At 72.9% G+C, this 14,007-nt stretch carries 15 protein-coding genes; 6 read left to right on the forward strand and 9 right to left on the reverse strand.

Features of this window, described 5'->3' with window-relative positions; genetic code table 11:
• Position 1: 1 nt before the first annotated feature.
• Positions 2-1,216: a glucose-1-phosphate adenylyltransferase gene (gene glgC / locus DFJ66_RS19205; protein ID WP_121222962.1), complete on the reverse strand. Its 1,215-nt coding sequence runs from the start codon at positions 1,214-1,216 to the stop codon at positions 2-4.
• Between the two features lie 103 nt (positions 1,217-1,319).
• Between glgC and glgA the strand changes: the two genes are divergently transcribed.
• Positions 1,320-2,486, forward strand: coding sequence for a glycogen synthase (gene glgA / locus DFJ66_RS19210; RefSeq protein ID WP_121231398.1), 1,167 nt, complete (start codon positions 1,320-1,322; stop codon positions 2,484-2,486).
• A gap of 1,305 nt (positions 2,487-3,791) precedes the next feature.
• Here the strand turns inward: glgA and DFJ66_RS19215 are convergent.
• The gene (locus DFJ66_RS19215; protein WP_121222964.1) at positions 3,792-5,051 is read right to left on the reverse strand and encodes an MFS transporter; all 1,260 of its coding nucleotides are present in this window, start codon (positions 5,049-5,051) and stop codon (positions 3,792-3,794) included.
• A gap of 56 nt (positions 5,052-5,107) precedes the next feature.
• On the opposite strand from DFJ66_RS19215, the gene DFJ66_RS19220 reads away from it, so the two are divergent.
• Both DFJ66_RS19220 and DFJ66_RS42850 read left to right on the forward strand, forming a co-directional pair.
• The gene (locus DFJ66_RS19220; protein ID WP_246030218.1) at positions 5,108-5,974 is read left to right on the forward strand and encodes a LysR family transcriptional regulator; all 867 of its coding nucleotides are present in this window, start codon (positions 5,108-5,110) and stop codon (positions 5,972-5,974) included.
• Positions 5,975-6,134: 160 nt separating this feature from the next.
• Complete coding sequence (locus tag DFJ66_RS42850; protein WP_170199537.1) at positions 6,135-6,491, forward strand: hypothetical protein; 357 nt, start codon at positions 6,135-6,137, stop codon at positions 6,489-6,491.
• Between the two features lie 83 nt (positions 6,492-6,574).
• Here the strand turns inward: DFJ66_RS42850 and DFJ66_RS19230 are convergent, their stop codons facing one another.
• A complete protein-coding gene (locus tag DFJ66_RS19230) occupies positions 6,575-8,023 on the reverse strand; it encodes a leucyl aminopeptidase family protein (RefSeq protein WP_246029819.1) in 1,449 nt (482 codons plus the stop codon).
• Positions 8,024-8,087: 64 nt separating this feature from the next.
• Positions 8,088-8,255, reverse strand: coding sequence for a DUF3117 domain-containing protein (locus DFJ66_RS19235; RefSeq protein WP_012783412.1), 168 nt, complete (start codon positions 8,253-8,255; stop codon positions 8,088-8,090).
• Positions 8,256-8,517: 262 nt separating this feature from the next.
• On the opposite strand from DFJ66_RS19235, the gene DFJ66_RS19240 reads away from it, so the two are divergent.
• Both DFJ66_RS19240 and DFJ66_RS19245 read left to right on the forward strand, forming a co-directional pair.
• Positions 8,518-9,291 (forward strand): PaaX family transcriptional regulator, encoded by a 774-nt coding sequence (locus DFJ66_RS19240; RefSeq protein WP_121222968.1) that lies wholly within the window; start codon positions 8,518-8,520, stop codon positions 9,289-9,291.
• A 5-nt stretch (positions 9,292-9,296) separates the two neighbouring features.
• Positions 9,297-10,091, forward strand: coding sequence for an enoyl-CoA hydratase-related protein (locus tag DFJ66_RS19245; RefSeq protein ID WP_121222970.1), 795 nt, complete (start codon positions 9,297-9,299; stop codon positions 10,089-10,091).
• A 28-nt stretch (positions 10,092-10,119) separates the two neighbouring features.
• Here the strand turns inward: DFJ66_RS19245 and DFJ66_RS19250 are convergent, their stop codons facing one another.
• The 5 genes from DFJ66_RS19250 to DFJ66_RS19270 all read right to left on the reverse strand — a co-directional run bounded on the left by DFJ66_RS19250 (position 10,120) and on the right by DFJ66_RS19270 (position 12,751).
• A complete protein-coding gene (locus tag DFJ66_RS19250) occupies positions 10,120-10,707 on the reverse strand; it encodes a DNA-3-methyladenine glycosylase I (protein WP_281276623.1) in 588 nt (195 codons plus the stop codon).
• Positions 10,694-11,011 (reverse strand): DivIVA domain-containing protein, encoded by a 318-nt coding sequence (locus DFJ66_RS19255; protein ID WP_121222973.1) that lies wholly within the window; start codon positions 11,009-11,011, stop codon positions 10,694-10,696. Before DFJ66_RS19255 ends, DFJ66_RS19250 begins: the two co-directional genes overlap by 14 nt.
• A gap of 72 nt (positions 11,012-11,083) precedes the next feature.
• A complete protein-coding gene (locus tag DFJ66_RS19260) occupies positions 11,084-11,743 on the reverse strand; it encodes a permease prefix domain 1-containing protein (RefSeq protein ID WP_121222975.1) in 660 nt (219 codons plus the stop codon).
• 1 nt (position 11,744) lies between these two features.
• Positions 11,745-12,431 (reverse strand): permease prefix domain 1-containing protein, encoded by a 687-nt coding sequence (locus DFJ66_RS42855; RefSeq protein WP_121222977.1) that lies wholly within the window; start codon positions 12,429-12,431, stop codon positions 11,745-11,747.
• Positions 12,413-12,751, reverse strand: coding sequence for a PadR family transcriptional regulator (locus DFJ66_RS19270; protein WP_121222979.1), 339 nt, complete (start codon positions 12,749-12,751; stop codon positions 12,413-12,415). The genes DFJ66_RS42855 and DFJ66_RS19270 overlap by 19 nt, the downstream gene beginning before the upstream one ends.
• A gap of 89 nt (positions 12,752-12,840) precedes the next feature.
• Here DFJ66_RS19270 and DFJ66_RS19275 point away from each other — a divergent pair, with 89 nt between their 5' ends.
• Positions 12,841-14,004, forward strand: a complete 1,164-nt coding sequence (locus DFJ66_RS19275; protein WP_121222981.1) for a cytochrome ubiquinol oxidase subunit I — start codon at positions 12,841-12,843, stop codon at positions 14,002-14,004.
• The last annotated feature ends 3 nt before the right edge of the window (positions 14,005-14,007 follow it).

A 14,007-nucleotide genomic window follows, 5' to 3' on the forward strand; every position in this document is an offset into this window, starting at 1 on the left:
TTCAAGACGCCGTGACGCCCTTCCCCAGCACGGTCACGCCGCCGGCCGACACCGTGTAGCGCTGCCGGTCCATCGCGTGGTCCACGCCGATCAGCGCGCCATCCGGCACGACCACGTTCTTGTCCAGGATCGCCCGCCGCACCACCGCGCCTCGCCCGATCCGCACACCCGGCAGCAACACGCTCCCCTGCACCACCGAACCGCTCTCCACGACCACGTCCGACGACACCACGGACCCGTGGATGGTGCCGGAGATGATCGACCCCGGTCCGACCATGGAGTCCTCGGCGCTGCCGCCCGCGATGAACTTCGCCGGCGGCAGCGGCGGGGTCGCCGTCCGGATCGGCCAGGCCTGGTTGTAGAGGTTGAACACCGGCCGCACCGACACCAGGTCCATGTGCGCCTCGTAGTAGGCGTCGATGGTCCCCACGTCCCGCCAGTAGCCGCGGTCGCGCTCGGTCTCGCCGGGCACGACGTTGTCGGCGAAGTCGTAGACGTGCGCCTGGCCCTGGTCGACCAGCATCGGGATGATGTCGCCGCCCATGTCGTGGTCGGAGTCCGGGTTGGCCGCGTCCGCCCGCAGCGCCTCCAGCAGCGCCTCCGTGGTGAACACGTAGTTGCCCATCGAGGCGAACGTGACCTCCGGGTCGCCCGGCACGTGCGGCGGGTCGGCGGGCTTCTCCAGGAACCGGGTGATCTGCCCGAACTCGTCGGAGTCGATGCACCCGAACGCCTTCGCCTCCGCGCGCGGCACCCGGATGCCCGCCACGGTCACGCCCGCGCCGGACTGGACGTGCTGGTCGACCATCTGCCCCGGGTCCATCCGGTACACGTGGTCGGCGCCGAAGATGACGACGTGGTCCGGCTTCTCGTCGTTGACCAGGTTCAACGACTGGAAGATCGCGTCGGCGCTGCCGGTGTACCAGCGGGGTCCGAGGCGCTGCTGGGCCGGCACCGGGGTGACGTACTGCCCGAGCACATTGGACAGCCGCCACGTGGTGGAGATGTGCCGGTCCAGGGAATGGGATTTGTACTGCGTGAGCACGCAGAGCCGGACGAACCCGGCGTTCACCAGGTTGGACAGCACGAAGTCGACGAGCCGGTAGTTTCCGCCGAAGGGCACCGCGGGCTTTGCCCGGTCGGCGGTCAACGGCCACAACCGTTTGCCTTCGCCACCGGCGAGGACAATTCCTAGTACATGCGGTTGCCCTTTCACGACAACGACCCTAACCGTGCGGCGAGCCGCCCACCACGGCGAAGTAACGCAGACCCGCGCTGTTCACCCGGACGTCCGGCACCCCGGGGTTACGGTGGGCGGCGTGCGAATTGGACTGCTGACACGGGAGTACCCGCCGGAGGTCTACGGCGGCGCCGGGGTGCACGTCGGTTTCCTCGTGCCGAGGTTGCGGGAGCTGGTGGACGTGGACGTGCACGCCTTCGGCGGGCCGCGCCCGGACGCCGTCGCCCACAACCCGGCACCGTCCCTGGCGGCCGCGAACGCGGCGCTGGGCGTGCTCTCGGCGGACCTGGAGATCGCCGCGGCGCTGGGCGGGGTGCAGGTGGCGCACTCCCACACCTGGTACGCCAACATGGCCGGGCACCTGGCGAAACTGCTGCACGGCATCCCGCACGTGGTCACCGCGCACTCGCTGGAGCCGCGCCGGCCGTGGAAGGCCGAGCAGCTCGGCGGCGGGTACCGGATCTCGTCGTGGGTGGAGCGCACCGCGTACGAGGCGGCGGACGCGGTCATCGCGGTGAGCGACGGGATGCGGGCCGACGTGCTGGACTGCTACCCGACCCTGGACCCGGCGCGGGTGCACGTGGTGCGCAACGGCATCGACACCGCCGAGTACCACCCGGTGGAGGAGACGGACGCGCTGGTGCGGCACGGGATCGACCCGACGCGCCCGATCGTCACGTTCGTCGGGCGGATCACGCGGCAGAAGGGCGTGGGGCACCTCGTCGCCGCCGCGCACCGGATCTCGCCCGACGCCCAGGTCGTGCTGTGCGCGGGCGCGCCGGACACGCCGGAGATCGCCGAGGAGACGCGGCTCGCGGTGGCGGAGCTGGCGGCGGCGCGGCCCGGGGTGGTGTGGATCCAGCAGATGCTGCCGCAGGCGGACGTGCGGCAGATCCTGAGCCACTCGGCGGTGTTCGTGTGCCCGTCGGTGTACGAGCCGCTGGGGATCGTGAACCTGGAGGCGATGGCGTGCGGCACCGCCGTGGTGGCGTCGGACGTCGGCGGCATCCCGGAGGTCGTCGACCACGGCCGGACCGGGCTGCTGGTGCACTACTCGGCCGACGACGAGGCCGCGTTCCGGACCGGGTTGGCGGACGCGGTGAACGCGCTGCTGGCGGACCCGGCGAAGGCGCGGGCGTTCGGTGCGGCGGGGCGGGAGCGGGCGGTGCGGGAGTTCTCGTGGGCGAGCGTGGCCGCGGAGACCGTCGCGGTGTACGAGGCCGCGCTCTCGAACAGCGTTAAGTGATCACTTTCCCGCGTTGCTGTGACGTGGGTCACAGCAACAAAACGCAACCTCTGAGCGTTCCGAAGACCTTTAACCAGTAGGGGAACGACTACTGGGGGTCATCATGCGAAGGGTTGTGCTCGTCTGCCTGCTCCTGGCGGGCTGCGGCGCGGCGCCGGAGCGCACGGGGGCGGAACCCGTGCCGCTCACCATCGGCGGGAGGCCGGTGGTGGACGCGCAGGGGTTGCAGGTGCAGGCCGAGGCGGAGCTGAGCTACACGATCGGCTTCGGGTACGTGGCGCGCGCTGGTGACGCGGTGAACTGCTGGTTCGCCCGCACCGGGGCGCAGGGCGAGGTGGACCGGCGGCTGTGGTGCGGGCCCGTGCAGGTGCCCGGCACAGCCGCGTCCACCGACTGGGTCCCGGTGCCGCTGAAGGAGGTCGAGCAGAACGACGGCGGCGTGCGGCTGGAGGTCGAGCCGCCGCAGGTGCCGGGTCCGGGCAGCCGGAGCACACCGCTGGGCAGGCTCGTGCGCACCGACGGCCGGGAGGCCGACGCGGACCAGGGCGCGGAGCTCGCGGGACCGGACTTCCTGGCCGTGCAACCCGACGACGGCCGGCCGCTGGACGCCGCGTCGGGCCTGGTCCGGGACGACCAGCTGGCGTTGCGGATCACCGGGTACGGCAGCCCGGAGTCGTGGACGACCGAGCGGGGCGAACTGCGCGCCGAGCACGGGGTGCGGTTGCGGGTGCTGCGGCTGTCCGTGGAACGGCTGCGGGAGACGGATTCGGCGTTCCGCCAGACACCGTGGACCGGGTGGCTGCCGCAGCCGCCGGAGGCCGCGCTCCAGGTGCCGGGCAAGCGCCACCCCCTGCCGACCGACCGGTTGCCGGAGACGGGGTCGGTGTTCGTGGTCTACACCGTGCCCGACGCCGGCGGCCAGGAGGCGTTGGTGCTGAACACGGTGGGCGCGAAGTCGTTGGAGCAGCGCGTGGAGGTGCCCTCGGGCGCGGCGCTGGGCGAGCCGGTCCCGGCCCTGCGCCGCCCGGCGGGCCCCGAGCAGCCGACACCCGTCGCCCAGCGGGTGAAGGTCGGCGGCAAGGAGGGGTCTTTACAGGTGGAACGGGTCCGGCTGGGCCGCCAACGCCCGGTGAACGTCGACGGCCAGCGGTACGGGCTGGCCACCGCGTCCGCACCGGACAAAGCCCTGCTGGAGTTGCGCCTCCAGGGCAAGGACCTGCCGGAGACGACGGGGGCGGCGCTGACCAAGGACCTGGTCGCGGTGACCCTGCCGGACGGGACCCGGGCACCGGCCGTGGGCGCGCGCTACGGCGGCGACACCTTCCCGGTGGCCGTGGTGGTCGAGGTCCCGGCGGACGTGCGCTCGGTCTCGGTCGCGGTGACCGCCGGCACGGTGGACTTGCCGATCCTGGGCCAGGTCGCGATCGAGCCGGGCGACCCGGCGGTGGTGCCCCTGGACTTCTGACCACGGCTCGCGAACAGGACTGCCACCGCAGCCAGGGCGAGCCATCCCACGACCAGGGCGACCAGCCCACTCCAACCCCACTGCTGGTAGGCCGTGCTGCCCGCCGTCCCGCCGGCGCTGCTGCCCACGTAGAACGCGAACAGGTACGCGCCCGACGCCGGCCCCTTCGCGCGTGCCCGCGCGCCGACCCAGGCGCTGGCCACGGCGTGCACCGCGAAGAACCCGCCGGTGAACACCGCCAACCCCACCCCGACCGCGACCAGGCTGTCCGGCACGGTCACGACCGCACCCACCGCGGTGACCGCCAGCGCCGCCACCGCGATGACCGCCCGGCCGTGCCGGTCGGCCAACCGGCCCGCGACCGCCGAGCACACCCCACCCGCCGCGTACGCCAGGAACACCAAGGAGGCCAGACCCGGCGGCAACGCCAGCCGGAACGCGACCACGTTGAACAACGACACGAACGCCGACACCTCGAGCACCGCGACGGCGTACAAGGCCAGCAGCACGCGGTCGGTCAAGGCCGAGCGCAACCCGGACTCGCGCCGGACCGAGGGCTTGCCCGCGGGCAGGTAGAGCGCCGTCACCAGAGCGCACGCCAGCGCGAAACCACCCACCAGGCCCAGCGCGCCACGCCAGCCCACCCAGTCCGTCCCGACCCCGGCGAGCAGCCGCCCGATCATGCCGCCCGCGCTGTTCCCCGCGATCAACGCACCGATGGCCGCACCGATCGCGGCGGCCTCGTCGGCCAGGAACGCCATGGCCACCGCCGGGATCCCGGCCGTCGCCACGCCTTGCAGCACGCGCAGCCCGAGGAACACCGGGTAGCTCGGCGCGAGCGGCAGCAGGAGTCCGATCAGCGCCGCGAGCAGCACCGACCACACGATCACCCGCCGCCGCCCGACCCGTTCGGCCAGCACCGCGCACGGGATCACCGCGAGCGCCAACGCCCCGGTCGCCGCGCTCACCGCCAGCGACGCGCCACCCGGACGCAGCCCGAACTCGGCCGCGATCTGCGGCAGGACCGGCTGCGGCGCGTACAGCACCGCGAAGGTCGCCAAGCCGGTCGCGACGGTGGCCGTGGTGAGGCGGGTCGGCATGTTATCGACGCTAAACTATGCGTCCAATACGCCCATCGAGCATAATTGATGCCGTGATGGATGAATTGGCCCCGAAACTGGCCGTGCTCCGGGCGTTGGCGGAGGACGAGCACGTGACGCACGCGGCGCTGGCGGTCGGTGTGCCGCAGCCCACGGTCAGCCGGTGGCTCGCGGCGATGGGCGAGTCGCTCGGGTCGCCGTTGGTGGTCCGCAGCGGGCGGCGGGTGCGGCTGACGCGGGCCGGGCGGCTGCTGGCGTCGGCGGCGGACCGGGCGCTCGCGCTGTTCGAGGCCGGGCACCGGGCGGCGGTGGAGGAGGTGGACCCGTCGCGGGGGCTGGTCGCTGTGGGGTTCCTGCACCTGCTCGGGCGGTCGCTGGTGCCCGAGTTCGTGCGCGGGTTCCGGGAGGCGCACCCGCACGTGCGGTTCCGGCTGGTGCAGGACTCGCGGCGGGTCGTGCTCTCCCACCTGGAGGACGGGGTCGTGGACCTGGCCCTGGTCGCCCCGCCGCCCGAGGGCTCGACCTACGAGCACGCCGTCGTGCGCACGCAGGAACTGGTCCTGGTGCTGCCGCCCGGTCACCGGCTGGCCGGGCGGGACGCCGTCGAGGTCGCCGAACTGGCCGACGAGGAGTTCGTCGGGCTGGAACGCGGCTACGGGCTCCGGCAGATCACCGACGACCTGTGCGCGGCGGCCGGGTTCGTGCCGCGCCTGGCGTTCGAGGGGCAGGAGACGGAGACCGTCCGGGGCCTCGTCGCCGCCGGTCTCGGGGTCGCGCTGCTGCCGCACGCCGAGGGGCCGACCGGCCTGGTGGAACTGCCGCTGTCGCCGAGCGCCCGGCGGGAGATCGCCCTGGTGTGGCTGGCGGGCGTCCCGCTGCCGCCGGCCGTGCGGGCGTTCCGGGACCACGTTCGGGACGCCTGATCGGGTGGTCGACCGCGTGGCGTGAAGGGGAAAACGCCGAATTTCTCCCTTTCGAGGGATGCGTTCGCGGATGCCCCACACGATCGCGTGCAGTCGAATGCGGGATTTCCGGCACGAGGCCACGATGAGCGGGAAGGCCCGAATCCACGAGGAGGAATCCGTGCGCAACCTCGTCCGCCTGGCCGCGGCCACCGCGTTGTCCCTGCCCGTTCTCGTCGGCGCCGCCGGTCTGGCGTCCGCCGACTCCGCGGGCTATTTCGGGGACACGGTCGGCGTGGGCCCCCTGGGGCTCGTCTACGACGACACGGACTCCGGGGTCCACGACGGCGACGCCTTCTACCACAACCAGCACGTGCACACCGGTGAGCTGGGCACGTTCGTGGGCCACACCTACTCCTGGGTGGACGACGCCGACGACGAAGACGGCCCCTCAGCGGGCCACTACGGCGACGCGACCAGCATCAACCCGCTGGGCTTCTACACCCATTCCCACGGCAGCTTCGCCGATTCCGACTGAAACCCGATCCTGACCGAGAACCGGACCGAGAGCCGAGGCCGCCGGGCGGAAAACGATTCCGCTCGGCGGCCTTGGTCCTGCGATCAGCGGCCGTAGTTCTCCACGAACTCGACCAGGGTGCGGGCGGCGTAACCGGTCGCGCCGGCCACCACCTCGTCGTAGTTCTTCTCCGACCGCGCCGGGCCGGCGATGTCCAGGTGGGCCCACGGCAGCCCGCCGGTGAACTCGCGCAGGAACAGCGCGGCCGTGATGCCGCCCGGACCGGGCGGGCACTGGCGCAGGTCGGCGATGTCGCTCTTCACGTCCTCCGCGAGGTCCTCCAGCAGCGGCATCCGCCACCAGGCCTCGCCGACCCGCTTGCCGGCGTCCGCGATCGCCGCCGCCAGCGCGTCGTCGGAGGCGAACAGGCCGCCGGTCCGCACGCCCAGGCTGATCTTCATGGCCCCCGTGAGGGTGGCGACGTCGACCAGCACGTCCGCGCCGAGCTCGTCCACCGCGTAGGCGAGGGCGTCGGCCATCACCATCCGGCCCTCGGCGTCGGTGTTGGTCACCTCGGTGGTCAGGCCGCCGAAGTGCCGCACGACGTCACCGGGCCGGTAGGACGTGCCGGACACGTGGTTCTCGGCGGACGGCACCAGGCCCGTCACCCGGACGGGGAGGCTGCGCCGGGCGATGGCGATCATGGCGGCGATGACGGCCGCGCCGCCGGCCATGTCCGTGCGCATGAGGTGCATGCCCTCGGCGGGCTTGACGGAGATGCCGCCGGTGTCGAACGTGATGCCCTTGCCGACCAGCACGACGTGCGGACCCGTCTTGGCGCCCTCCCAGGTCAGGTGCACCAGCCGGGGCGGCCGGGACGAGCCCGAGCCCACCGCCAGCACCCCGCCGAACCCGGACGCGGCCAGCCACTTCTCGTCGCGGACCTGCACCCCGAGCCCCGGCACGGCCCCGGCCAGCTTGGCGGCGGTCGTGGCCAGCCACGCCGGGTCCTTCACGTTCGACGGGGCGTTGGCCAGGTCGCGGGTCAGGGCGGTGGCGGCGGCCAGGTCCGCGGCGACCCGCACGGCCTCGGCGTCGGCGCCCACCAGGCGCAGCGACTTGATCCGCTTCGGCGCGTCCTGCCCGGTCACCTTGAACCGGTACCCGCCCAGGACCAGGCCGAGCACGAAGGACCGCACGTCGGCGTCGGGCGTGAGCAGCACGTCGAACGTGGTGGCCCCGCCGCGCTCGACGTCGCCGTTCAGGGCGCGCACCAGGTTCGCGCCCGCCGTGCGCCAGTCGGACGGGGTCCCCGAGCCGACGCCCAGCACCCAGCGCGCACCCGGCTTGGTGGTCGTGCCCGCCCCGCCGGTGACCTCGGCGGTCACCTCCACGTCGTCGCCGCCGGGCCCGAGGACGACCGGGTCGCCGGGTGTCGCCAGCACGACCGCGCCCACGCCGCGGCGGACCGTGTCGGCCGCCTCGACGGCGAGAAGGGGTGTGGGCAGGGGCAGGCGCACGGCAGGGTCCTCCACGTACTCGGGTCGGGTCACGACGTAGCGATGCCCCGGTTCCACTGTGGAACCGGGGCGTCGACGATTCTCGCTCCGGCTAGGGTCAGCCAGCGGCCGCCTTGAGGGCGTCGCCCAGGGCGTTGGCCTCGTCCGCCGACATCTCGACGACGAGGCGCCCCCCACCCTCCAGTGGAACGCGCATCACGATGCCACGCCCCTCCTTGGTGACCTCAAGGGGACCGTCGCCGGTCCGGGGCTTCATGGCCGCCATCGCGTGCTCCCTCCGTCAACTTCTTCCCCGTCCGACCAGGGCCGGATACCGACCCATTCTCCCCTATGCGGACTGCGCGGCGAAACCGAACCGATCTTCTCGCCGCCGCCGGGAGTGGTTGACGATCTTGGTCAACGCCCAGTTCAGGGCCAGGATCGCCGTGCCGCAACGATTTCCGCCGCGCTTTTTCCGCCGTCACCTGGTTGTGACCAATTCGCGGGCTGTGGCGTGTCGCGGGGTCGCCCTGACAGACTCGGAACCCGTGCGGGCACGTTCGGCGCTCTTCGACGTCTACGGCGGCCACCTGCGGGAGCGGGGTGGCGCCGCGACCATCGCCGCCCTCGTCCGGCTGCTCGAACCGCTGGACTTCGCCGCGCCCGCCGTCCGCACCGCCGTGTCCCGCACCGTGCGGCAGGGCTGGCTGGAGCCGGTCCGCCTGCCGTCGGGCCCCGGCTACGCCATGACCCCGCGCGCGGAGCGCCGGCTGGACGAGGCCGCCGCGCGCATCTACCGGACCCGGCCGTCCACGTGGGACGGTCGCTGGCACGTCGTCGTGCCGGAGGAGCTGCCCGCCCGGGAGGCGCGGGACCGGCTGGCGTCCTCGCTGCAACTGCTCGGCTACGGGGCGCTGGGCCCCGTGACGTGGATCGCACCGCGCCCGTCCCCCGAGCTGGCCGACGTGCTGGCGGCCGAGGGTGTGGTGGCGAGCACGTTCCACGGCGAGCACGAGGGCGAGCCCGCCGCCCTGGCGGCCCGGGCCTGGGACCTGGAGACGCTGGGCCGCGACTACGCCCGGTTCGTCGCCGAGTGGGAGCCGGTGGTGTCCGCTGTGGACGGTACGTCGCCCCCGGAGGCGTTCGCGGCGTCCCAGCGCTTCCTGCACGCGTGGCGGAAGTTCCTGTTCCGCGACCCCGGACTGCCCCGCGAACTGCTGCCGGAGGACTGGCCGGGCACCGCGGCGGCCGAGTTCTTCGACCGGCACACCGCACGGCTCGCGCCCGCGGTGCGCAAGTTCGTGGACGACAGCCTCGACTAGCCCGCATGGAGGTCCCACCCGTGTCCGAACTCCTCGTCGACGACGCCGACGGCGTTCGCACCTTCACCCTGAACCGGCCCGAGTCGTACAACTCGTTCACGGTGGCGTTGAAGGAGCAGTTGCTGGCGGCCGTCCAGGAGACCGCCGCCGACCCGTCGGTGCGCGCGGTGGTGCTCACCGGTGCCGGCAAGGCGTTCTGCGCGGGCCAGGACCTGAAGGAGCACATCGCGCTGCTGGAGGCGGGCGACCCGGCCCCGCTGCACACGGTCGAGCAGCACTACAACCCGCTGGTCAAGGCCATCGTGGGGATGCCGAAGCCGGTGATCGCGGCGGTCAACGGGATGGCGGCGGGGGCCGGGGCGTCCCTGGCCTACGCGTCGGACCTGCGGGTCGCGGCGGCGTCGGCGAAGTTCCTGATGGCGTTCGCGAACGTCGGCCTGACGGCGGACTCGGGCGCGTCCTGGACCCTGCCGAGGCTGATCGGCCACGGTCGGGCGATGGAGATGATGCTGCTGGCCCAGCCGGTGGGCGCCGAGGAGGCGCTGCGCATCGGCATGGTGAACCAGGTCGTGCCGGACGGTGAGGCCCTGTCGACGGCCCAGGCCCTGGCCCGCAAGCTGGCGGCCGGTCCGACGACCGCGTACGCCAAGATCAAGGAGGCCATGGCGTTCACCGGCGAGCTGGCCGCGGCCCTGGACGTCGAGGCCCGCACCCAGGCCGAGGCCGGTGCCACCGCCGACCACCGCGAGGCCGTCGCAGCCTTCGTGGAGAAGCGCCCGGCGCAGTTCAAGGGCCGCTGACCGGCCGCCACCGGCCCCGGCGTTCGGGTCAGGACGTCGGGGCGGTGGCCCGGAAGCAGGTCGCGATGTGGTCGTCGACCATGCCGGTGGCCTGCATCAACGCGTAACAGGTGGTCGGACCGAGGAAGACGAAGCCCCGGCGCTTGAGCTCCTTCGCCATGGCCTTGGACTCCGGCGTCACGGCGGGCACGTCGGCGATCGTGGCCGGGCGCACGTGGTCTTCGGGGGCGAAGGACCACAGCAGCTCGTCCAGGCCACCGTCCAGCTCCGCCACCAGGCGGGCGTTGTGGATGGCCGCGTTGATCTTCGCCCGGTTCCGCACGATGCCGGCGTCGGCCATCAGGCGGTCGAAGTCCTCCTGGCCGTACGACCCGACCACCGCCGGGTCGAAGCCCGCGAACGCCTTCCGGAAGTTCTCGCGCTTGCGCAGGATCGTGATCCACGCCAGCCCGGACTGGAAGGACTCGAGGCACATCCGCTCGAACAGCGCGACGTCACCGTGCAGCTCGACGCCCCACTCGGTGTCGTGGTACTCGACGTAGTCGGGCGTGCTGACGCCCCACGGGCACCTCTCCACCGGGGTGTCCACGTCGACGCGCGACTCAAGCCGGGTCACGCTCGACCTCCCGATCGGGGTCCGCCTCCAGTTCCGCCACCCGCGCCCGCAGCCGCTCGACCTCGGCGGCCAGCCGTTCCACGGCCCAGTCGACCTCGGTCATCTTGTAGCCGCGGAACACCTGCTGGAACTGCAGGCCCCGGATGTCGTCCGGGGTGACGTCCTCGGCGGGCAGGCGCGTGGGCGACGCGCCGGGTGGCAGCGGCTCCAGTTCCTCACCGCGGCCGAACAGGAGCGAGGCGAGCAGGAACACCACCGCCGCCACGAGCACCATGACGAGGAGGTAGATGAGCGCGCTGGTCACCCGACGATCGTGGCACACACCCACGACAGTTCGCGGTGAAGCCCGAACCCCGCGTCCGCCGAACCGCCGGCCCTACCCCGCCAGCGCCAGGCAGCGGCGAGCCGAGAAGCCCAGCCACACGCACATGACCAGGGACACCAGCGACCCGACGACGACGGGCGGGGAGAACAGCAGGACCCCCGGGCTCAGCACCGCCGTCCCGGCCAGGATCGCCAGGTACCCGGCCACCACGGCGGTCACGCCGCCGGTCGCGCACCACCCCGCCCACCGGGCCAGCCGCCCCGACCCGACCCCCCGCACCACCAGCCGCCGGCCCACCACCAGGGCGCACAGCGCCACGCCGGCGACGACCCACGCGGTGGCGTCGTTGACGGTCGCCAGCAGCACGTACCAGCCGGGGACCGGCGTGTCCTCGCCGAAGTACAGGCCGAACCACAGCGCCCGGTTCAGCTCCCACATCAGGTGCGCCAGCGGCGGCAGCAGCAGAAGGGTCCGCAGGGTCCGGGCACCGTGGGACAGCGCCAGCAGGCTCTGGTACTCGCGGGCGATCTCCGGCAGCGGCCCGAAGTCGGCCACCGCCCGCCGTCGCGCCTCGACCGGGTCCACGCCGCCGGCCTCGTACGCCGCCGCCGCGTCCTCCAGGCCGTCGCGCGCCTCGGTGAGCAGGTCTGCCCGACCCGGTCCCCGCAGACGACGGCCGAGCGCGGTCACGTAGTCGTCGATCACGTCCACGTCAGGCCGCCGAGAAGACCAGGCACCGGCGGGCCAGCACGCCCAGGCGGGCCATCACCGCGTACATGGCCACGGTCGCCAAGCTGACCGGCGGCGACAGTTGCAGCAGCCGCGACACGTCGACGCTCGCCGTGGCCACGATGATGGACAGGCTGCCCAGCAGGGGTGCGGCGACCGCCGCCACGGCGACCCCGCCGGCCAGCCGCGCCAGCCGGCCGGTGCCCATCCCGCGCCGGGCCAGCACCCGGCCCGCCACCAGGGCGGTCAGCACCGCGCCGGCGACGACCCACACCACCCAGTCGTTGGCCCGCGCCACCAGCAGGTACCAGCCGGGCAACGGGGTCTCGCCGTCGGGCCACGCGCCCATCCAGAACTGCCGGTTGAGCTCCCACAGCACGTGCACCAGCGGCACGACCACGAGCACGGTCCGCAGGGTCCGCGCGCCGTGCGCGAGGGCCAGCAGGCTCTGGTAGTCGCGGGCGATCTGCTCCGCCGGCCCGAAGTCCGCGACCGCCCGCCGTCGCGCCTCCGCGGGGTCCACCCCGCCGGCTTCGTACGCCGCCGCCGCGTCCTCCAGGCTGTCGCGGGCCTCCGCGAGCAGGTCCCGCTTGAGGTGACCGGGACCGCGCAGCCGCCGGTCCAACGCCGTCACGTACTCGTCGATGTCGATCACGCCTGCGCCGGCCACGGCCCGCCCCCCAGCACTCCCTCGATCGCGGCGGTGAACTCGCGCCACGCCGTCCGCTCGGCCGCCAGCGCCCGCTGACCGGCCTTGGTCAGCCGGTAGGTGCGCCGCTGCCGTCCCCCCACCGTGCTCCACTCGCTGCTCACCAGACCGGCGGTCTCCAGCCGCCGCAGCGCCGGGTAGACGGTGCCGGTGGGCAGGTCGAGCGCCCCTCCGCTGCGCACCTGCAGCGCCTCGATGATCGCGTAGCCGTGCAGCTGCTTGCCGTCGAGCGTGGCCAGCAGCAGCGCGTCGAGGTGGCCGCGCAGCGCGTCGGGCTTCATAGGTAGCCACTCTACGGGTCGATGACCCGGGACACATCGGGGACAACCCCGATTCACATGTTGGCTGCCTACATATACCGTCCCTACCCATGGACACACTCGGGCTGGCCCGGCTGCAATTCGCCGTGACCACGTCGTTCCACTTCCTGTTCGTGCTGCTCACGCTCGGACTGGTCACCCTGGTCGCCGTCATGCAGACGCGGGCGACGCTCTCCGCCAACCCCGTGCACGCGCGGATGACCCGCTTCTGGGGTCGGCTCTACGTCGTCAACTACGCCCTGGGCATCGCGACCGGCATCGTCATGGAGTTCCAGTTCGGCCTGAACTGGTCGGGCCTGTCGCACTACGCGGGCGACGTGTTCGGCGCGCCGCTGGCCGTCGAGACGCTGGTGGCGTTCTTCCTGGAGTCGACCTTCCTCGGCCTGTGGATCTTCGGCTGGGACCGGCTGAACAAGTGGGTGCACCTGGCCCTGATCTGGCTGGTCGCCCTCACCGCCTACGCCTCCGCGCTGTGGATCATGACCGCGAACGCCTTCCTCCAGCACCCGGTCGGCTACCAGGAGCAGGACGGCGTGCTGCGGCTGGTCGACTTCTCGGCGCTGCTGGGCAACCCCCTGTTCGGCGCGGCCGTCACGCACGTCGTGTTCGCGGCCCTGACCGTGGGCGGGGTGTTCGTGACCGGGGTCAGCGCGTTCCACTTCATCCGGCGCACGGCCGAGGTCGAGTTCTTCCGGCGGTCCCTGCGCCTGGGCGTGGTCACCACGGCCATCGCGACCCCCGGCGTCGTCAACGTCGGCTTCGCGCAGTTCGGCATCCTCGACGAGCACCAGCCGGGCAAGTTCGAGGCGGCGGGCGCCCTCGGCGGCACCGGGCTCGGGATCATGATCCAGATCGGGTTCGTGCTGCTGCTGGTCAGCTGGACCACCGTGCCGCTGCTGTTCCGCGACTGGATCGTCAAGCTGCGGTTCCCGCTGTACCTGATGGTGATCGGCATCCCGCTGCCGTTCGTCGCGGCCATCGGCGGGTGGCTGGTGCGCGAGCTGGGCCGGCAGCCGTGGCTGGTCTACGGGCTGCTGCGCACCGAGGACGCGATGTCCGGCACCACCCGGGACGGGATGTTGTTCTCGTTCCTCGCCTTCACCGCCGTGTTCGCCGTCCTCGCCGTCGCCGACTGGGTGCTCATCGCCCGGCTGGCGGGGCGCGGTCCGGTCGAGGCGCACGTCCCGGTGTCCCCGCTCGTTCCGGCTCTGTAGAGG

The sequence above is a fragment of the Saccharothrix variisporea genome, from assembly GCF_003634995.1.
Taxonomy (GTDB): Bacteria; Actinomycetota; Actinomycetes; order Mycobacteriales; family Pseudonocardiaceae; genus Actinosynnema; species Actinosynnema variisporeum.

Excerpts from the sequence above, each read along its gene's own strand:
- DFJ66_RS19215 (WP_121222964.1), bottom strand. The coding sequence starts at position 5,051 with ATGCCGACCCGCCTCACCACGGCCACCGTCGCGACCGGCTTGGCGACC.
- DFJ66_RS19220 (WP_246030218.1), top strand. The coding sequence starts at position 5,108 with ATGGATGAATTGGCCCCGAAACTGGCCGTGCTCCGGGCGTTGGCGGAG.
- DFJ66_RS19235 (WP_012783412.1), bottom strand. The coding sequence starts at position 8,255 with ATGGCGGCCATGAAGCCCCGGACCGGCGACGGTCCCCTTGAGGTCACC.
- DFJ66_RS19245 (WP_121222970.1), top strand. The coding sequence starts at position 9,297 with ATGGAGGTCCCACCCGTGTCCGAACTCCTCGTCGACGACGCCGACGGC.
- DFJ66_RS19270 (WP_121222979.1), bottom strand. The coding sequence starts at position 12,751 with ATGAAGCCCGACGCGCTGCGCGGCCACCTCGACGCGCTGCTGCTGGCC.
- DFJ66_RS19275 (WP_121222981.1), top strand. The coding sequence starts at position 12,841 with ATGGACACACTCGGGCTGGCCCGGCTGCAATTCGCCGTGACCACGTCG.